The organism is Paenibacillus sp. RU5M, assembly GCF_900221055.1.
Classification (GTDB): Bacteria; Bacillota; Bacilli; order Paenibacillales; family Paenibacillaceae; genus Paenibacillus; species Paenibacillus marchantiae.
The window spans coordinates 86,586-105,669 of record NZ_OBQM01000005.1 but is presented as its reverse complement, the minus strand read 5'-3'; the positions used below and the strand labels follow the sequence as shown (position 1 = coordinate 105,669).

The following is a 19,084-nucleotide window of genomic DNA, read 5'->3' as shown; positions in this document are numbered from 1 at the left end:
CAGGTTATGGTTAGATGGCTATTGAATATGAGGTCTGTGGGATAGATCGGATCGGAGAGTCTTTTCATGTACAAATGCAAAGGGAGAATTCCCGAATTAGAGACAGGGCGGTTGCTTCTGCGCAAAATGCGCCGCCGAGATGCGGCCCAGATGTTCGCTTGCTGGTCAGACCGGGAAGTGACCCGTTATATGAATTTGGCGCCCATGATCGGGACAAGTGAGGCTGCGGATATGATTGGGCTGTTGAACCATATGGCAGGAGAAGAGGAGGCGATTCGCTGGGGTATTGAACTCAAGGAGACGGGCCAGCTCATCGGAAGTTGCGGATATAACACTTGGCAACTTGAAGGCGCATTCCGTGGGGAGATCGGTTATGAACTGGGGCGTGACTACTGGCGTCACGGTTATATGACGGAAGCATTTTCAGTTATGTTACCGTTTGGGTATGAGACTATGGGTCTCAATCGGATTGAAGCGCTGGTTGATCCGCGCAATGTGGCTTCGGGAGAGTTTTTGACGAACCGCGGTTTCACGAGGGAAGGCCTGCTGCGTCAGGTGCAACATACATCTACCGGATATAAGGATATGGTGATGTATTCCCTGTTGTACGATGAGTTTTTGCGTAAGAGAGATAAATAGAGATTAGAACGACTTGAAGAGAGAAGGGTTTGTGTGAATACAACCGGAGGTTTGAACCGCAGTTTCATCTTGGCGGGATTGCTGCTGGCGACTTTTTTGTCTGCAATTGAAGGTACAGTCATTGGTCCGGCAGGGCCAACCATTGTCAGTGAGCTGGGAAGTGTGCAGCTGTTGAGCTGGATTTTCACTGCTTATCTGTTGACGATGGCTGTGAGCACGCCGATTTTTGGCAAAATCAGTGATCTATACGGACGAAAGCCAGTATTCCTGATTGGCTGTGCCTTATTCTTACTAGGCTCGCTTCTGTGCTGCCTTTCGCAGAACATGGAGCAACTGATTATTTTTCGTGCGATTCAAGGGATTGGCGCAGGTGCGGTTGTGCCTGTTACGTTTACGATTATTGGTGACATCTACCGCCTTGAAGAACGGGGCAAAATACAGGGCTGGATCAGCTCCGTGTGGGGCATTTCATCTCTGGCCGGACCGCTGCTTGGCGGGTATTTCGTAGACAATCTGGGCTGGCAGTGGATCTTTGGGTTCAATTTGCCGTTCGGACTGCTGGCGATGTGGTTTGTGTTCCGTTATTTGAAGGAAGAAATGTCTCCGCGTACCGCGAAAATTGACTATATGGGTGCGTTGACTTTTACCGTTGGTATTACAGCATTGCTCTTTGTATTGTCCGCGGGTGGACAGTATTATGCCTGGAGTTCTCCTATTATTGTGGGACTGAGTATCGTAGCTGTTTTGTTTATGATTTTATTTTTTGTGGTGGAAAAAAGAGCCCAGGCCCCAATGGTACCTCTTCATCTATTCCGTATTCGGGACATTCGGGTGGCGAATATCGCCGGACTACTGACCAGTACCCTGATGATTGGCCTAACCAGTTATTTGCCACTATGGGTGCAGGGGGTTCGGGGCGGTAACGCGACTGAATCAGGATTGCTGCTTGCACCGATGTCTGTTGGCTGGCTGATCGGTAGTGTACTTGCTGGCCGTCTGCTAATGAAAATTGGATCACGCTTAACAGCGGTGATTGGATTAACCGGGATTGCCATTGGATCGGGAGGACTCTTTCTGGTCGGTGGAACATCACCCCAAGCCGTACTGTTTATTTTGACCTTTATTTACGGACTCGGCTTCGGATTTGCTTTTACAATATTCACGATCATTTCACAGTCGTCGGTTGGGTATAAAGAACGTGGATCTTCCACGGCCTTACATACCTTTATGCGTACGCTTGGACAAACCATTGGTGCAGCAGCCTTCGGCACATGGTTAAATTACCGAATTTCAACGTTGTCGAGCGAACAGCATCTGGCAGAGGCGGGGATTTCGGATGGGGACCTGAATCAACTGCTTGCTCCGCATACGGATGCCGCTCTATCGGATGACAAATGGGCGCTACTGCGTAACGTGTTGGAAGGAAGTCTGCATTCCTTGTTTGTCATCATGTTTGTCATTGCCATTATCTCATGGGTGACGACACTGGCCTTGCGCAAACGGCTAATCGTTCCCGAAGATGCAGATACTCCGCCACAAGCACAAGCTTCAGCGAAGTAAACGAAGTGAAAAGAAAATTCATTGGATTAGGGCAGCTGTTTCTTGGCTGCTTTTTTGTTTATTATTTTCTAGAAGGGATTATCTATAATTTACAATAATGGAATGGGAGGCGAGTTAAGATGAGTAAGCAATCGCTGCAATCATTCTGGTTAATATCCTTTTCAATCAAGCTTCTGGCAGTCATTATGACTTGCATTTCGCTCTCAATTGTTGTCGGACTCATGAAATATGTTCCCTTGGCAGAACGAGCGGAACATACATATTACTATCCCTTCTGGTATACATTGATCATAAGCATTCTTATCAACTTGGCTCTTCTTCTGTTTCTGACCCTGCCTTTATCGTTAATTGCGGACAGTGTGCTTGCTTCCCTGAAAATGAACAGATCTATATCCAAGGTAATAAGTACAATCGTAGCTTATTTTCTTCTTGGTGTAGGTAGTGCGCTGTTGTTCTCCATCTTTGTGTACAGAATGCATGCCTTTCAGTATGCTGGCCCTTATCAATACGTAGTAACAACAACGTTTGTTTTTTTACTGTGGCAATCAGGTCTGGGATGGATCTTGAAAAAAATTCGTAAGCAGAAGCAGCAGACCAGCACAGGATAATATAGATATCTCATTTGGAGTAGGGGTGAGGGTGATGTTTCCCAATAATCTGAATTCGTCCAAGGAAGATGAAGCCAAGAGAAAGTACGAAGAGACTCAGAGAGAGATTGAGGGTCACAGCCGCTCAGGTCTGTCCAGTTACATTGTCGATTTGCTGATTGCAGGTGGATTGGTTGTCGCTGTCCTCACGTTGTTGATGTGGATTCTGTACCTTTGATTTGATTAATAAACAAATTCGAATAACCGGTACCGCCTATTAAGGCGAACCGGTTATTTTTAGTTTGGATCAGATGATACGGGGCTGGCCTTAACCGTTTGCGGATAAACGATCCGCACCGAGTGCAAGCCTTTCCAACAGCTCAGAAAGCAGTGTCTTATCATCTTCGCTCAGACCGCTGACAGCACGATCTATTTTGTGTGCGTAGCCTGGATAGATCTCATCCATCGTACGCTGGCCTTCTTCGGTCAATTCTACGAAAATGATGCGTCTGTCCTGCGGACAGTGTTTTCGATGTAAAAGTCCCTTTTGCTCCAGCTTGTCAATGACATAAGTGACATTCCCGCTCTGCAGCAGAAGCTGTGCACCGACTTGTTGAATAGGCTGTGCTCCTTTCATATATAACACTTCGAGCACCCCGTAAGCGGTGGGGTTGAAGCCATGCACTTTGCTTCCGGATACAGCGTGTTCATTCACGCTCTTAAATGTCTGGGCCAAGGTGCGGTACAGATGAAGAGAACGTTCGGTTCCGATTTCCTGTAATTCCAGCATACTGATCCCGCCTTTTCAGATTTATTGGAGTTGATGAATTTACATTTGACGATTCAAAGGTTCGCCATATTTCTATTGTAAGCATCTGTTTGCACGAAAAACATGCGATATGTCACAAGATTTGCATTTTTAGCAATTAAAATTTAATCATTTTTCGTATTGTCAGCATTCATGAGATTTGAAAATAAGTACTGAGAAAATCATCCTGAAGGCGCCGCGTCCTCTCCGTCTCTGGCAGGAGGTGGGAGCTCAGCCTGCTCTCTATAATAAATTCATATCATGAATGGGTTGAGGGCGGAGGAGGAGAATGATGGCAAATGGATTAACGATGCAGGAACGAAGACCCCTGAAGCACAATCGATCTTTTATCACTTTGATGGCTGCGCAGGCTATCTCCAATCTGGGAGACTGGCTGCACCTGCTTGCGATCCTTACGCTGGTGGGCATTCGCTGGAATGCCACGCCATGGGAGATTACGTTCACCACGCTCTGTGCAGCATTGCCTGTCTTACTTACAGGTCCATTTGCAGGGGCACTGGCGGACCGGGTCAATCGCAAGTGGCTGATGATCGGCGCAGACGGTGCGCGAATTGTGATCGTTGGAGGGCTCATTTTTGCGGATCAAATCTGGCATGTGTATGTATTGCTTATTCTCAAGTCTTTATTCGATGTGGTGTTCTCACCGGCCAAGAACGGCAAGCTTAAGGAGATTGTGCCGCAGGAGCAATTGGGGCAGGCGGTGTCCATCAGCTCGGTGATTGAACAGATGTCCAAAATTATCGGTCCGGCTCTTGGCGGGCTGTTGGTTGCCGCTTTTGGGATCACCTGGTGTTTCGTGTTGGATTCCGCGTCCTTTCTGATCTCAGGCATTATTTTGCTATGGATTCCTGGAGCGCGAGTGATCCAATCTGTGAATCAGAACTTAGAACAAGTAAGGGAAGAGACAGCAGGTGTTGCTCCAGCAGGTAAAAAAGCTACGTTTATGAAAGATACAATGGAAGGCATCCGCATGCTCGCATCTCTTCCTCATGTGGGTACCTCTTTAGTCCTGCTTGCCTCAGCCCTTCTGTTTCTGCAATTTGCGGATTCCCAGACGGTAGTCCTGTTTAGGCAGCTTCCTGATATTTCAAGTGATCTGCTCGGATGGTGTGTCGCGGCTAGCGGTGTTGGGACGTTAATTGCAGCGATGAGTGTTCAGAAGTGGAAGAAGGCGGGGCATGTAATCAAGATGGGTCTTGGAACATCATTGATGGGTCTTGTCATTGGTGGAGTAGGCATGATCGTAGGAGTATGGCCGCATGCTGGTCTTGGCGCTAATTTACTGCTGATATCGTTATTTGCCTTGGCAGGTGTGGGGGTTGGGTTTGCCATTGTTCCGTTCCAAATTCTACTTCAGGAGCAAACGCCTGAATCCATGACGGGGCGTGTGTTTGGAACGGTTGGCAGCATCATGACGGCCAGTAACATCATGGGTCCGGTGGTAGGTGGATTTCTGGTGACCTCATTCGGAGTTATTCCGGCTTTTATCAGTTCAGGCATTTTGCTGACGTTGCTTGGCGTGATTTATGTAGCGATTCGTAGGCGAAAAAAGAACGATATGGACGGGAGTCTTACAGCAAACTACATGATTACAGGTGAGTGAAACGAGTATGCAAATATGAGATTTTCACTGTAATATAAAGAAGCAGGGGTTCCGGAACCCCTGCTTCTTTTGTTTATTATAAAATTATGTTACCGCACGACTGAATGGTCCTTTAATATAGTTGCGATGCTTTCAAATGAGTGCTTCCCTCTGCAATATTGACCACGAACTCTACTGCAAATTGACGTTCCATTTGGAGATGGTAACCATTCAACATCAAAAACGATTTGGTCACGAGATAAGCTGTCCTTTTGTTCCCATTATGAAAGCAGTGATTTTTAACTAAAGACTCTAATAAAGCACTAGCTTTTTCGACTATAGAAGGATAGGCATCTTCTCCAAACAAAGTTTTTTGGGCGGGATTTACAGAAGAGTCCAACAAAGAATAGTTCTTCACTCCAGCTTGTGCTGTGTCATTCATCCTCTTCAAAAACATCAAAAAAAGCTTCCAGTGCTTCAGGTCTCACATTTTCAGGTATTTTCACAGTATGATCCAACTTAAGAACAAAAGCTTAAAATGATCAAACAATTCCTCACGAACTCGATTACAATATCAATAAAGAACCGAACAAGCACCTGACAGGACAGGGAGTGAATGATATGGAAATCGAAAACAAAAATACAGCCGCACAGGAGTCCATATTGGACGTACATATTACGGAAGCAGGATATGAGGCGGGTCAATCCACGATCAGGAACATCCGATTACACGTGGCGCCGGGGGAACTGCTGGGTATTATCGGACCGAATGGTGCTGGCAAAAGCACGACCATCAAAACATTGCTTGGCCTGCTTGAGCATGCGAAGTATGAAGTAATCATTGGGGGAGATGGACGTTATGCCTATATCCCGGAACAACCTGTGTTTTACGAATATATGACCCTGTGGGAACATCTCGATCTGGCGGCGGCTGCCTATGAGATGGAGGAAGAGGTCTTTGTTGCCAGGGCGGAGGAGATGTTGGTTCGTTTCGGCATGGACCACGTTCGCAATGATCTTCCGGCCAGTTTCTCCAAGGGGATGCGGCAGAAAATGATGCTGATGATCGGCTTCCTGTCCTCGCCGGATGTATATATTGTGGACGAGCCTTTCATCGGGCTGGACCCACGCGCAACCAAGGATTTTCTAAAATTGCTGGACGATGAGCGCCGCCGTGGTGCGGGTGTCCTTATGTCAACGCATGTACTGGATACCGCTGAGCGAATCTGTGATCGTTTTATTCTTATTCATTCCGGGCGCTCTGCTGCCGAAGGAACATTGGACGAAATCCGTGCAGCCGCAGATTTGCCGGATGCCTCGTTGTTTGATTGTTTCGATACACTGACATCCTAACCGGGAAGGGGGGGGGAAGATGGAGACCTCTCGAGCATATACGCCACTTGGTTTATATAGACGCAGACGCAAGGAGCACTTCAATGAACAGTTAAAAAACCTGAAACTGGTAGTAGATTGGACGGTATGGGTATACCTGCTTATTCCGGGTCTGCTGTATTTCAGCGGATGGTACGTGAGTTTATGGTCCAAACCACTGCCCTCATGGGCGACCGGATTAACGCTGCCTACACTGACAGGACTGATCGACGTCATTATGCTTACAGGTGGAATTCTTATATTTGTAGAGGAAGCGGATGTGTTATTCCTGAAGTCGCGGTCGCTGTGGATGCGTACATTGATGAAACAAGGGATCTACCGGGCTTGCTTGCAGCATTTGGGTAAAATGATTGCAATTACGGCGTTGACTTCACCACTATGGTCCCGTGTGTATGACATGTCATTTATCCATATCGCACTAATAGCGATTTGGTTTGGCGCAGTAGCTTCATTCCAGGTCATTGTACTTCATATGACGAAAGTACGTTATACCGGATGGAGACGCTGGATTCGCATAATCCCTTTAGCAGTTGCCATGGGCATTATCACGATTGGAGTAACATCCTGGATGCATGGACACATCTGGACACTGCTTGCAGGTATTGTGGCCGCAATCCTTCTTCTGATTTTGGTTGGCCGATTGAGGCTGGAGATGAAGGGAACCTTTGAGGGCGATGTGCGTGAAGATTTACGAGAAAGGCTAAAGTTCACAGCCCTTTTACTGAGTCGATCTGTAACCAAACCGAAAGCACCACGCACCCGGACGATCATATTCCGCAAGCAGCGCAAGTTGCTGCGTCATCGAACGATCTCTAATCGGACAGCTGAGACGGCATTCAAAGCATTTTTTCGTAACTCCTCGACCATGAAATTGTACTTGCAGCTTGGCGGCCTTTCGATTGCTGCCGTTGCTTTACCACCTTTCCCGGTCAATGTAATCGTGTGTGGCTTGTTGGTCATCATGTTGAGCGTACTTTTCTATCGTTCCTGGGAGGTATTTGCAACCTCGGAGTACGTTCAGCTTGTATCCTATGATTCCGAGGCGTTAAATCTTGCAGGTGTGACCATGGTACGGATGTTGTTCGTTCCGCTAGGGATTCTAATGGGATTTTCACTGGGAGCAGCCTGGCTAGGCTGGCTGGAAGGTATCGTTACGGCTGCGGCTGTCGTAGCATTCGGGCTGTTCGTCCTATCTATAACAGGCTGGATTCGTTACATCCGATCCGCTTAGTTGATATTCTTCCTTGTTCAGTAGCATATCAGATGAAGTAACTGACCATGCTATAGGAGACGGGTCTTACGATTTTGAAAGTAAGGGATCGGCTCTCGCAAGGAGGAAAAAATCATGTTGGATGATAGTGAACTTCAGGTACATTTTGCAGACAATGCAGCGTTGCTCGCGGCGCAGGCAACTTTGGAGGAACTTGGGTATAAGCCATACCAGTCAGGGCCGCTTGAATTGTACATTCCTACAGATCGACAGGATACGCTATCTGCTGTGGAAATCGTACAGTCACACGGAGGAAGTGCGGTGTTTCTCTCCGATACAGATGGATTGGATCAGTTTCAGAATATATCCATTCCGGCTCATCTCGTGAATGAAGATTGGAATGAAGGTTATGCGAGCGGAACCCAGGGGGGCAATCCCGAACAGGAGATGTCTAACCGGGATGAAGATCCGACATTCGATGATTCAGTGGATGGTTTCTCGGGCAGTGTGAAGGCGTAAATACAACAGGGGCAACGATGCTGCTTGCCTTGTTGGTGACAGTGATTCTGGATTGCATACATCTCAAAAAAACCTCGATACCCCGCCGATAGCGGGATGTCGAGGTTTTTTCATGCTCTTAATAAACTTACGTGATGTGGCCCCTAACTCTGTCCATCAACATCCTATGTTCAAGTCATTAGTGAGCGTTTTTATACTCTGCAGCATGCATGCCAGCCGTGTACCCCGTAGAGAAGGCAGCGGTAATATTATAGCCTCCCGTGTAGCCGTGAATATCCAAAACTTCACCGCAAAAGAATAGTCCCGGCAGCAGCTTGGATTCCATTGTTTTGGGGTATATTTCCTTTAAGTGGATTCCCCCACCAGTCACAAAGGCTTCTTTGAGAGAACGAGTTCCGTCTACGCGGAAGGTGAAATCTTTCATTAACCCCACTAATGCACTTAACATGCCTTTGGGGAAATGGTGAAATGTGAGGTCTTCGCTGATCTCTGCACGCTTCATCATCAATGGAATCATGCGCTCAGGAACCCATGTTTTGAGTATGTTTTTGACGGCCTTTCGGGATTCCTGCTCCAGCACCTGCTGAACCTGGGCTTCCAGAGCACCGGGGGACAGATCGGGGAACAGATCAATACTCATCGTGACCTGAGGGTTCCCAGATTTCATTTGCACCTTGCGAATGAACTGGCTGCAACGAAGCGCGATCGGTCCTGATACGCCGAAATGGGTGAAGATCATATCTCCGCGATGGGAGATAACCGATTTGCCTTTGGCATCTAGAACAGATAACCCGACATCTCGCAAGGACAAGCCTTGCAGTTCTTTGGATTGAATCCAGCTCTCGCCAGACACAATCGGTACTTCCGTCGGATACAGCTCTGTAATCGTATGTCCAGCCGCTTCAGCCCAAGGGTAGCCATCACCGGTTGATCCGGTTTGAGGAACTGATTTGCCTCCGGTAGCGATAATAACAGAGCGTGCAAGTACCGTTGTACCAGAAGCCAGCTTTACACCCTGCACGTGTTGACCGTTCTGAATTAATTCCTTAACCGGCTGTTTGGTGCGAATCTCTACCCCAAGGGAAACAATTTTACCAACCAACGCATCAACGACCGTTTTGGCTTTATCGGTTACCGGGAACATTCTCCCGTTATCTTCCTCTTTCAGGGCAATACCGAGATTTTCAAAAAACCGCATAATTCCCTGATTGTCCAGATTCTGAAATGAACTATATAAAAAGCGTCCATTGCCCGGAATATGCCGGATTAGTTCATCCGTCTCCTTGGCATTGGTCACATTGCAGCGACCGCCGCCAGAGATCCCGAGTTTACGGCCGAGTTGATCTCCTTTATCCAGCAGAAGCACTGAGGCTCCATGCTCGGCAGCGGCAACACAGGCCATGAGGCCCGCAGATCCACCGCCAATTACAATGACATCATACATGCATTATTACCCTCTTTTTTCATTGATTTTGTCTGTTTTCCGAAAACCCTGTCTACTCCTGCCTGTTTATGAAACAATACAAATGTATTAGCAGTTCTATTATGCAGTCTTAAGGGATATATTGTAATATACTGTCGCCTATGTTTTAATCAGAAATACATGAGGGAATGTGCAGGCAGAGGAGGGAGATGGCATTGTGGTTGCGTTGAAGGACATTCTTTTACAAATACTGCTTGCAGGAGCTGCGGTATTCCTGATTCCATTATTGCACTTGGGGCTCTCCAAGCAAGCGGTTGCCAAGGCAGGATATCATAGGATGGTACAGACCAGTTTTGCCGCGACCAGTGTGGTGAGCATGTTGCTATGTCTGCTTTTTGCCCACTATGGGAGTCCGGTGTCAGTTCCCATCTCCTTGGGCATTGTGCCCCTGACGCTAGTCATATTGTATTGCAGGCCTCGCATTGGTCTAACGCTGTCTCTTCTCCAGATACTCTTCTATTTTCTCTTTGCGCATCCCTATAATCTGTACGGATTTCTACTTCAAACGGGCATCCTTCTCTATCCTATTGTATGGTTGTCAGCCAAACGATTCAAGCATTATACACGTTCACGCAAAATGGCAACAGTTATCGCCTTAATAACGGCAGAGCTGGTTGTGTCCAGTGTACTGTATATTCCATTGATGGAAAGCCAGCCAACATTCTCAATAGTACAGTGGGTATTGCTAGCCCTGGGATATACCATCGGTGCAGTTATTGCTGGAAGTCTTAGTATGCTCTGGATTGAACAGATGCAACATCACCGGGGGCTTGAGCAACATTTGTCTGAAGTTCATCATAGATACATAGCCGAAACGGAAAAGCTTAACCAAATTCTGAATGCCGTCCCATTATCCATCGCAACCGTAGATAAGGAAGGGACCGTGCAGTTCGTCAATGATACGATGGAGCAAACGGCGCGGGATCAACTGCCTTGCACAACCACACCAGATTTGATTGGGCAACCAGCGAGTCAGTTTGTCGAACAAGCCCAGGCAGACAAGATGGAGAGCAGTATTCGTAAAGCCATTGTTCATGGAGAAGTGAGTGGGCTAACAGTGCGTTACGGTTCAAACGTGTTCCAATCCCGGACGGTTCCCATATACGCGTATTCAGCAGAACTGCCAAGAGAGGCTATCGGAGCCATGTTGATCATTCAGGATATTACTGAGCTTGAAATGCTGCGGAGCGAGCTCGATAATGTGGATCGCCTCAGTCTTGTCGGCCAAATGGCCGCAAGTATTACCCATGAAGTACGGAATCCGATGGCGGTTGTGCGTGGTTTTCTTCAATTAATGCAGGAAAAGAGTCCAGAGTCCCTGGATCACTATTACCGGATCGTTCTGGAAGAGCTTGATCGGGCGAATAGCATTATTAATGATTTTCTGTCATTGGCTCAGAATCGAATTGCCGAGAAAGAAGAATGCCAGCTGCATGATATCATCCATGAACTAAGTCCTTTGTTATGGGCGGATGCAAATTTGCGAGGTCAGAGTATTGAATTTATGCTGGCTCACAATGTGCCGAAGCTGCATCTAAATTCAAAGGAAATCAAACAAGTGGTACTTAATCTGGCTCGTAACGGGATGGAAGCCATGAATGAAAAAGGGGTACTTACACTTGAGACCCGGTTGGTGGATGACACCGTGGAGCTGTGTGTGCGAGATACAGGCCCAGGAATACCTAGAGTGAAGCAGGAGAAGCTGTTCGAACCTTTTTTTACGACCAAGGCCAAAGGAACCGGACTGGGATTATCCATGTGTCTGAGTATTGTTGAACGGCATAACGGAACCATTACCGTCGAATCGGAGGAAGGGAAGGGTACAACTTTCAAGGTTGCATTTCAACGCTGAACTTTAAGCATGTTTTGCCAAGGAATGAGACATAATATTGAAGGAGAAGCCTTTCCGCAGGCGGTGTTTGAACCTTGCTTTCATTGATTAGGGATGTATAATAGGAATAGCACAAAAGCATTTAATTTTTTAAATAATAGAACTCACATGTTTAAGGAGTGAAACCGAATGTCTATGTCATTTGATCAATACATGAAAGATATGGTTCAACCGATGCGGGATGATCTGACTCGTTTGGGAATTCAGGAGTTGCGGACTCCAGAAGAAGTTGAAGCAAGTTTGCCGGATGCCAAAGGAACCGCTCTGGTTGTCATTAACTCGGTTTGCGGATGTGCCGCAGGTCAATGCCGTCCAGGTGTATCCCAAGCACTTCAACATGATATTACACCAGACCACCTGTACACAGTATTTGCTGGTCAGGACAAAGAAGCTACAGCAAAAGCACGTGAATACTTTGCACCATATCCTCCATCTTCACCTTCCATCGCTCTGATGAAAGACGGAGAACTCGTTCACTTTATTGAGCGTCATCAAGTGGAAGATCGTTCTGCGGAGGAAATTGCGGCTGAACTCACAAGTGTGTTTGACCGTTACTGCCGTTAATTAGCTCAAGCAACGCCCCGCCTTTCGGATGACCGATGCCGGGGCGTTTCATTTTGAGCGAATAGGGTTATTGAACCATTCGGACCTTTCAAAATGGACATCAAATTTCATTAATTTAGAAACGGGGTGTGTGAACGATGAGTTTGCAACAACAGATCATCGCTGAATTGAAGGTTAAACCAAGCATTAATGAAGAAGAGGAAGTGCGCAAGCGCGTGGACTTTCTCAAAACCTATGTGAAAAATGCCAATTCCAAAGGGTTGCTTATTGCAATCAGTGGCGGGATTGACAGCGCTGTAGCTACGGCACTTTGCAAAAAAGCAACGGACGAGCTTACAGCTGAAGAGAATAAGGAATACAAAACGCTGGGTGTATTCCAGCCTTACGGTGAGCAATCGGACATTGACCATAGCTATGCTGTAGCAAAAGCCTACGACCTGAAGCACGTTGTGGAAACCAACATCGAAGATGCAGTGAACGAAATCGCACTCGAAGTGGAACAAGGTTTCAAATCCATGGGCAGCCCGCGTCATATGACTCATCAAGGCAAAGGGAATGTGAAAGCAAGAACCCGTATGGTGATGCAATATGCTCTGTCCTTTGAGGAAAACCTGTTGGTTGTCGGAACAGACCATGCTTCTGAAGCCATCACGGGCTTTTACACCAAGTGGGGTGACGGCGCCGTGGATATTACACCACTGAGCAGCCTGAACAAACGTCAAGTGCGTCAGCTGGCTGCGTATTTAAACGTGCCACAGGCCATTTTGGACAAGGCTCCATCAGCGGGACTCTGGGAAGGCCAGACTGATGAAGATGAACTGGGCATTTCGTATGAAGCGAACAGTGACTATCTGGAAGGCAAACAGATTGATCCGGCTGCACAGGAGCGTCTTGAAGCATTCTACACACGTACCCATCACAAACGTAATGCCATTCCTGGCATCTAATATGGATTGTAAGCATGCCATGATCTGATATGGGCTATGCAAGCATCTGAACAGCAAAGAGTCACTGCATAAGGCAGCGACTCTTTTTGTTATGCAAGATTAGTTAATCCAATTTGCGATCTGGCGAAGTGTTTCGGCGATCGCCTGCTCAAGCTGCGTCGTCGATTCCTTGAATGGATGCACAGTATTAAAAGTATGATTTCCGCCGGGAATCTGGTGCCACGGGATATCCGGGCGAGCCTGAACCAGTGCGGCCGAGCCGTCACGCAGCCGTGTGCCGTCCTCTGTTCCCTGAATAAGTGCCACACGCAGAGGGGAAGAAGCCAAACGATCAATGATTGCGTAACGCTCCTTATGCGCGTCCAAGTCTTCCAGAATGGACACGTCCAGAGGCATCTGCTGGCCAGTTCGCCCGTTCGTGACATGGCTGCGGCCCTGTGTGCGCATTTCTTCTTTTTGCTCAGGGGTAAAGAGATCCAAGTTGGTTACGCCGTTCCAAGAGAGTACGCCTGCAATCTGTTCGGGATGATCCAGCGCGTACACGAGGCTTACGCCTGCACCGCGGCTATGTCCAAGTAGAAATACCGGCAGTCCGTGGAGTTCTGGCTGTGTGGACACATAATCAAGCAGTGTTGCCAAGTCGGCAAGCTCCCGGCTGTACGTATTGACTGCAAACTTTTCAAGTTCAGAAAATTGCTCCAGATCTTCTCCAACTCCGTTGTGAGAGAAATTGAAGGTCAGGACGTGATAGTTCTCGCTTAGCTGGGATGCAGTGTAGGGGAACATGCCCCAGTCTTTGAAGCCTTTGTAACCGTGAGCCAGGATAATGATTCCTTGAGCGGGTTGCCGTGCAGTGAATATATTTCCGCGAATGACGGCATCTTCGCCTGCAGGCAGTTCAAATGCTGTGGACATATCTTATTCCTCCTAAAGTTTCTTCTATTCCCGATTCATATTTTAACATAAATGGTAATGTGGACGAAGGTACTCGCATCCATGCGCGCCTCCTGCTACAATAGAATACGTGTTCGGATAAGTTACGGATCAGATGACCGAATGGAGATCGTTTACAGCATAAAAGGTTAAGCGGGTGAAGCGTTAATGATATATGGCATTGGAAATGACGTACTGGAGATTGGGCGTATGCGCAGGCTGTTGTCAGGTCAACACGCCGAAGCGTTTATGAAGCGGATTTTAACGCATGCAGAGCAGGAGATTGCGGAGCATCGGGGAAAACGGATGGTGGAGTTTGTATCTGGTCGATTTGCAGCGAAGGAAGCTGTGTCCAAGGCATTTGGCTGCGGCATTGGAAGCATGATGAGTTTTACCGACATTGAAGTGCTGCCTGATGCGAAAGGACGTCCCGTTGCCACACTGTCTGATGAAGCGTGGGAACGACTGCAACTGCCATACGGCAAGCAGTATGATATTCACTTGAGTATTACTCACCAGACGGAGCTGGCTGCGGCCTTTGCTATTGTAGAGCAGATGGGGGAGACGTTGCCTGAATCTGAACAGTAACAATGTGGGAGAACGTGTGAAGAACGTAAGCATGGTAACAGGAGAGGACGGGAATATGGGTTTATTGGAACAGAAACGACATTTCAGCGTGAATTTGCTGGATTGGTATATGGTCAACAGACGGGATTTGCCGTGGCGTCGCCACAACAATCCTTATTTCACGTGGGTATCGGAAATTATGCTGCAACAGACTCGGGTGGATACGGTGATCCCGTATTTCAACCGTTTTATTGGGAATTTTCCGACTGTACAGGCTTTGGCTGAAGCACCGGAAGAAGAGGTCTTGAAAAATTGGGAGGGGCTCGGATATTATTCGCGTGCCCGCAATCTTCAAGCAGCTGCCAGACAAGTCATGGAGCTGCACGGTGGGGAGATGCCACAGGACAAGCAGGCAGTCTTTGCGTTAAAAGGGGTGGGCCCGTATACAGCCGGGGCCATTCTCAGCATTGCCTTCAACCAGCCGCAGCCAGCGGTGGATGGCAATGTGATGCGGGTCCTGTCCCGATACTTCCTCATTGATGAGGACATTATGAAGGGCAGCACCCGGGTGTTGATGGAAGAGCTCGCGGGAGAGCTCATTCCAGAAGGGCGTGCGCGTGATTTCAATCAGGCGCTGATGGAACTTGGCGCACTGGTGTGCACGCCCAAAGCGCCGCACTGCCTGACTTGCCCGGTCATGGAGCAATGTTCCGGCCGCATCGCCGGACGGGAGCTCACGCTGCCGGTCAAGACCAAGGCGAAGCCGCCGCGCCCTGAGCAGCGGCTGGTCGCCATTGTGGAGGGCCGCGGTGCTCATCGCGGCCGTGTGCTTGTGCGCCAGCGCCCAGCGACGGGCCTATTGGCCCGCATGTGGGAGCTGCCGCATGTGCTGGCGGCGCCCGCCGCAGCCGGCAAGGCGGCGGGGCCGCTGGCAGATGAGCCGGCCATGGCTTTGCTGGCCGGCAGTCTTTGGGCGGAAGGCTTCGCTGCCCGCCCGGAAGGGCTGGCTACCCATGCGGAGCATGTGTTCAGCCACATTGTCTGGAGCCTGCAGGTGTACAAATGCACCGAGCAGGACCAGAGTAACGAGCTTCCGCTGATCGCCGCGGAAGCCAGAGCCGCCTACGACGCACAGGCGGTAACAAGGGAGGGCACAGCCGCATCATCAGCTGTGTCACCTGAGTCAGCCAAATCGCCATCGGAGCCGGGCACTCCTCATGCACAGAACATCTCAACATCGCTTAACGATGGAGAGCTGCTCGCACCATCTGACGTTAGTGACCAGGCGCTGAGCACACTGACAGGTAAGGGTGATGGCCTGACCTATCGCTGGATTGGTCCAGAAGATATGGACAAAATGGCATTTCCGAATATATTCCTGAAGCTGATCAGCAGTTATTTTGCAGGGGCATATGACGATGTTAATGAATAGTGAAACTACTCCATACTAACCGTCTTTGAATGAGGATACTTGCTCTAAGGACTAAGGATTCTTAACTTAAAGCTCGTAGCCGTAGAAGGATTACTCATAACCCAGTGCAGCAAGCAAAAGCAAATAAAAAAAAGCCTGATTCGGTCGTGTTGACCAAATCAGGCTCTTCTATTATGCCAGCAGTCTTATTTCGCTGCAGCGTAACGTTTGTTTACTTCGTCCCAGTTGATTACATTCCAGAAAGCACCGATGTAGTCAGGGCGTTTGTTTTGATATTTCAGGTAGTAAGCGTGCTCCCATACATCCAGACCCAGAACCGGAGTCAGACCTTCGAAGAGGGGGCTGTCTTGGTTAGGTGTGCTAGTGATGGACAATTTGCCATCTTTACCAACTACGAGCCAAGCCCAACCGGAACCGAAACGAGTTGTAGCTGCTTTTGCAAAATCTTCTTTGAATTTGTCAAAGCCACCCAGTTCGCTATCGATTGCTGCTGCGATGTCTCCAGTAGGAGCGCCGCCGCCGTTAGGTCCGATGATTTCCCAGAACAGGCTGTGGTTAGCATGTCCACCACCATTGTTGCGAACGGCTGTGCGGATACCTTCAGGTACGCTGTCAAGGTTAGCAATCAGATCTTCCAAGCTTTTACCTTGCAGTTCAGGAGCGCTTTCCAGAGCTGCGTTCAAGTTCGTTACGTAAGTATTGTGATGGCGATCGTGGTGAATTTCCATCGTTTGCGCATCAATATGTGGTTCCAGTGCGTCGTTAGCGTAAGGAAGTGCTGGTAATTGAAAAGTCATAGTGAAATACCTCCTGAGATTTTTGAATTTTTGTTAAGGTCAGCATTTTGCATAATTCAATTCGAATCGCTTCCGGGACAAGTTCTAGACGAATAGGATCACTTCGATCTATATCTTGCTGAGTGAAAGTCGCTCACAGGATTTATGCAAATTGCCACAGGTACCTATGTAATAATACCCTTGTCACTAATATTAAACCGCATTCGGGCTAATTAAGCAACATTTTTGTTTATTAAGTCCCCCCAGATGTTAATCCATTCATGGGTCAGAGATAACAAACATATTTTACCCATTATGAAACTATTTATGTGATTTTAGGTGTTTAAATAGAGAGAAAATTTAATATTCGGATGTAAACGGTTACAATTAAGCGCTTTCAAAAGAAAATGCGTGTTTTATGGCGTAAAGTATGGTTTAATTGACGAAGAAGCGGTATTTTCTCGTTTTTTGTCATTATATGAACATTGGGTTTTTGGTAAAAAGGGGAGCCCCTTTTTGTAAAACCTCATCTAAGCTAACGAAAAGGGAGATTTAAGACATGCACGTTCGTTCCTTTCAGTTGAGTGATGCAAGCCAGATGACAGAGCTTCTCCAGGTTGCACTATCGGAAGAGTGTTATGAGAACACGATGGGCCCGTTTGCCCGTCAATTGTCATGGGATTCTGACCTGATCATGGTTGCGGAAGAAGAGGGAGACCTCGTCGGCGCTTTGATCGGTACGATTGACCACAACCAGGGATGCATCTATCGTATTGCGGTCCATCCAGACTATCGTCGCCGCGGAGTCGGCAAAAAACTTGTCGAGGCCATGGAACAAAGGTTCCAGCAGCGTAAAGTCAGTCAAATATGGGTGGCGGGTGATGAGCACAACAAAGTGGCCATGCCTCTTTATGAAGCAATGGGTTACGGTGCCAATCAGATTATGAGCGCTTTCCAGAAACTTAGTATCTTGTCCAAAGCTTAGTTTGCATGGTTAAAAAGAAATATAAACAGATTTTCATTTTATATTAGGCGTATCTTTCAGCGTGTAACAACGTGAGGGATATGCCTTTCTATTTATATGGGTGCTATTCACCGATTATTCCCCTTTTTTCGCCACTTCTGAACGCCATTCCATTTAACTTAATCCCTGGTTTAACTGTTTTAATCCCGTTGTAATTCACCCTTCAAGTTGTGTTGGTGCTCATAACCAATTGTTTCACCCTTGCAAATGAAGTAGAATTAAAAGGATTATGATCACTCGATTTTGGTAATATCAGAACATATAAACGTGGAACGCCAGCTTCCTGATATTTTTAAGAAAAACGTTCATTATATGCGATCTGTCTGCCTTGAAAGTACGTCGATCGATGTTTTTCTTTATAAAATTGATAAACGAGGTGTCTCTTTGAACTCCAATAATCTTTCAACGGAGCATGTGGCTTCCAAGGAACGAAATGGTCCGGGAGTGCCTGATCAACCGGGGAAATCCTGGGGTGCAGAGCTTTGGGACTGGGTGAAAACGATAGTGATTGCTTTTGTAATCATGATGCTGTTGAACCTGTTTGTATTCAATCTTTCGATGGTCAAAGGTCAATCGATGCAGCCCACGCTGGTTGAGCGGGACCGTTTGTTTGTGAATAAAATTGTATACGATTTTGGGACACCGTCCCGATCGGATGTTATTGTACTTCGTGATCCAAGCGAAGGTGTGGAGAAAAAAGATTTTCTGGTCAAACGGATTGTCGGACTTCCCGGTGATACGGTTGAAGTACGGGATCATCATCTGTTCGTGAATGGGGAGCAGCAAGCGGAAACGTACACGGATACTGAGGTTCAGGACCCTGATTTTGGACCGATTACGCTGGAAGCGGATCATTACTTTGTGATGGGAGATAACCGTCATGAAGGCAAGAGCAAGGATAGCCGTGTGTTTGGCAGCATTACATCCAGTGAAATTGTAGGCAGGGCGGAGTTTATTTTTTGGCCGTTCTCGGAAATTAAAAAACTGTAAAATGTTAGCAGGACAAGGACAACAACTTCACGCTACATTTTGCGTTAAACGATATAGACTCGGTTTCTTTCTAGCTCCGGTATGTCCGACTTGTATATCGAAATCAGCGCCTGTCCTCCCACCTGAGGCGGGCGTTCACTATTTACGGAATTAGCGTGG

General features: G+C 47.6%; 20 protein-coding genes. 15 read left to right on the top strand and 5 right to left on the bottom strand.

The features are described from left to right. The first annotated feature begins 66 nt into the window (after positions 1 to 66). From CRO25_RS16570 to CRO25_RS16555, 4 genes are all read left to right on the top strand, one after another. Complete coding sequence (locus tag CRO25_RS16570; protein WP_079695753.1) at positions 67 to 639, top strand: GNAT family N-acetyltransferase; 573 nt, start codon at positions 67 to 69, stop codon at positions 637 to 639. A 51-nt stretch (positions 640 to 690) separates the two neighbouring features. After that, entirely contained in the window at positions 691 to 2,199 is a 1,509-nt protein-coding gene (locus tag CRO25_RS16565) for an MDR family MFS transporter (RefSeq protein WP_079695914.1), read from the top strand. A 119-nt stretch (positions 2,200 to 2,318) separates the two neighbouring features. Further along, complete coding sequence (locus CRO25_RS16560) at positions 2,319 to 2,807, top strand: hypothetical protein (protein WP_063567814.1); 489 nt, start codon at positions 2,319 to 2,321, stop codon at positions 2,805 to 2,807. Positions 2,808 to 2,841: 34 nt separating this feature from the next. Next, positions 2,842 to 3,024, top strand: coding sequence for a hypothetical protein (locus CRO25_RS16555; RefSeq protein WP_079695752.1), 183 nt, complete (start codon positions 2,842 to 2,844; stop codon positions 3,022 to 3,024). 90 nt (positions 3,025 to 3,114) lie between these two features. Here CRO25_RS16555 and CRO25_RS16550 read toward each other — a convergent pair whose 3' ends face one another. After that, positions 3,115 to 3,576, bottom strand: a complete 462-nt coding sequence (locus CRO25_RS16550) for a MarR family winged helix-turn-helix transcriptional regulator (protein WP_024632985.1) — start codon at positions 3,574 to 3,576, stop codon at positions 3,115 to 3,117. A 310-nt stretch (positions 3,577 to 3,886) separates the two neighbouring features. On the opposite strand from CRO25_RS16550, the gene CRO25_RS16545 reads away from it, so the two are divergent. After that, positions 3,887 to 5,218, top strand: a complete 1,332-nt coding sequence (locus tag CRO25_RS16545; RefSeq protein WP_079695751.1) for an MFS transporter — start codon at positions 3,887 to 3,889, stop codon at positions 5,216 to 5,218. A gap of 112 nt (positions 5,219 to 5,330) precedes the next feature. Here CRO25_RS16545 and CRO25_RS16540 read toward each other — a convergent pair whose 3' ends face one another. Further along, positions 5,331 to 5,639, bottom strand: coding sequence for a type II toxin-antitoxin system death-on-curing family toxin (locus tag CRO25_RS16540; RefSeq protein ID WP_256863667.1), 309 nt, complete (start codon positions 5,637 to 5,639; stop codon positions 5,331 to 5,333). A 179-nt stretch (positions 5,640 to 5,818) separates the two neighbouring features. Here CRO25_RS16540 and CRO25_RS16535 point away from each other — a divergent pair, with 179 nt between their 5' ends. The 3 genes from CRO25_RS16535 (at position 5,819) to CRO25_RS16525 (ending at position 8,318) form a co-directional block, all read left to right on the top strand. Continuing rightward, complete coding sequence (locus CRO25_RS16535; RefSeq protein WP_079695750.1) at positions 5,819 to 6,550, top strand: ABC transporter ATP-binding protein; 732 nt, start codon at positions 5,819 to 5,821, stop codon at positions 6,548 to 6,550. 19 nt (positions 6,551 to 6,569) lie between these two features. After that, on the top strand, positions 6,570 to 7,820 hold the full coding sequence (locus tag CRO25_RS16530) for an ABC transporter permease (RefSeq protein ID WP_079695749.1): 1,251 nt from the start codon (positions 6,570 to 6,572) through the stop codon (positions 7,818 to 7,820). Between the two features lie 114 nt (positions 7,821 to 7,934). Next, complete coding sequence (locus CRO25_RS16525; RefSeq protein WP_079695748.1) at positions 7,935 to 8,318, top strand: hypothetical protein; 384 nt, start codon at positions 7,935 to 7,937, stop codon at positions 8,316 to 8,318. A 178-nt stretch (positions 8,319 to 8,496) separates the two neighbouring features. Here CRO25_RS16525 and CRO25_RS16520 read toward each other — a convergent pair whose 3' ends face one another. Continuing rightward, entirely contained in the window at positions 8,497 to 9,762 is a 1,266-nt protein-coding gene (locus tag CRO25_RS16520; protein WP_079695747.1) for an NAD(P)/FAD-dependent oxidoreductase, read from the bottom strand. Positions 9,763 to 9,931: 169 nt separating this feature from the next. Here CRO25_RS16520 and CRO25_RS16515 point away from each other — a divergent pair, with 169 nt between their 5' ends. From CRO25_RS16515 to nadE, 3 genes are all read left to right on the top strand, one after another. Further along, a complete protein-coding gene (locus CRO25_RS16515) occupies positions 9,932 to 11,653 on the top strand; it encodes a nitrogen regulation protein NR(II) (RefSeq protein WP_097115784.1) in 1,722 nt (573 codons plus the stop codon). A 168-nt stretch (positions 11,654 to 11,821) separates the two neighbouring features. Then, positions 11,822 to 12,256 (top strand): BrxA/BrxB family bacilliredoxin, encoded by a 435-nt coding sequence (locus CRO25_RS16510; RefSeq protein WP_053779648.1) that lies wholly within the window; start codon positions 11,822 to 11,824, stop codon positions 12,254 to 12,256. 137 nt (positions 12,257 to 12,393) lie between these two features. Further along, complete coding sequence (nadE, locus tag CRO25_RS16505; RefSeq protein WP_063567821.1) at positions 12,394 to 13,203, top strand: ammonia-dependent NAD(+) synthetase; 810 nt, start codon at positions 12,394 to 12,396, stop codon at positions 13,201 to 13,203. A 99-nt stretch (positions 13,204 to 13,302) separates the two neighbouring features. Here nadE and CRO25_RS16500 read toward each other — a convergent pair whose 3' ends face one another. Continuing rightward, positions 13,303 to 14,118, bottom strand: coding sequence for an alpha/beta hydrolase (locus CRO25_RS16500; RefSeq protein ID WP_079695744.1), 816 nt, complete (start codon positions 14,116 to 14,118; stop codon positions 13,303 to 13,305). A 186-nt stretch (positions 14,119 to 14,304) separates the two neighbouring features. On the opposite strand from CRO25_RS16500, the gene acpS reads away from it, so the two are divergent. Next, a complete protein-coding gene (gene acpS / locus CRO25_RS16495) occupies positions 14,305 to 14,724 on the top strand; it encodes a holo-ACP synthase (protein ID WP_064642407.1) in 420 nt (139 codons plus the stop codon). A 55-nt stretch (positions 14,725 to 14,779) separates the two neighbouring features. Next, positions 14,780 to 16,135, top strand: a complete 1,356-nt coding sequence (gene mutY, locus CRO25_RS16490) for an A/G-specific adenine glycosylase (RefSeq protein WP_072734853.1) — start codon at positions 14,780 to 14,782, stop codon at positions 16,133 to 16,135. A 185-nt stretch (positions 16,136 to 16,320) separates the two neighbouring features. Here the strand turns inward: mutY and CRO25_RS16485 are convergent, their stop codons facing one another. Then, positions 16,321 to 16,932 (bottom strand): superoxide dismutase, encoded by a 612-nt coding sequence (locus CRO25_RS16485; protein ID WP_024632995.1) that lies wholly within the window; start codon positions 16,930 to 16,932, stop codon positions 16,321 to 16,323. A gap of 538 nt (positions 16,933 to 17,470) precedes the next feature. On the opposite strand from CRO25_RS16485, the gene CRO25_RS16480 reads away from it, so the two are divergent. Together CRO25_RS16480 and lepB are read left to right on the top strand one after the other, a co-directional pair. Then, positions 17,471 to 17,896 (top strand): GNAT family N-acetyltransferase, encoded by a 426-nt coding sequence (locus CRO25_RS16480; protein ID WP_024632996.1) that lies wholly within the window; start codon positions 17,471 to 17,473, stop codon positions 17,894 to 17,896. Positions 17,897 to 18,319: 423 nt separating this feature from the next. After that, positions 18,320 to 18,925, top strand: coding sequence for a signal peptidase I (gene lepB / locus CRO25_RS16475; RefSeq protein WP_024632997.1), 606 nt, complete (start codon positions 18,320 to 18,322; stop codon positions 18,923 to 18,925). Positions 18,926 to 19,084 lie beyond the last annotated feature (159 nt).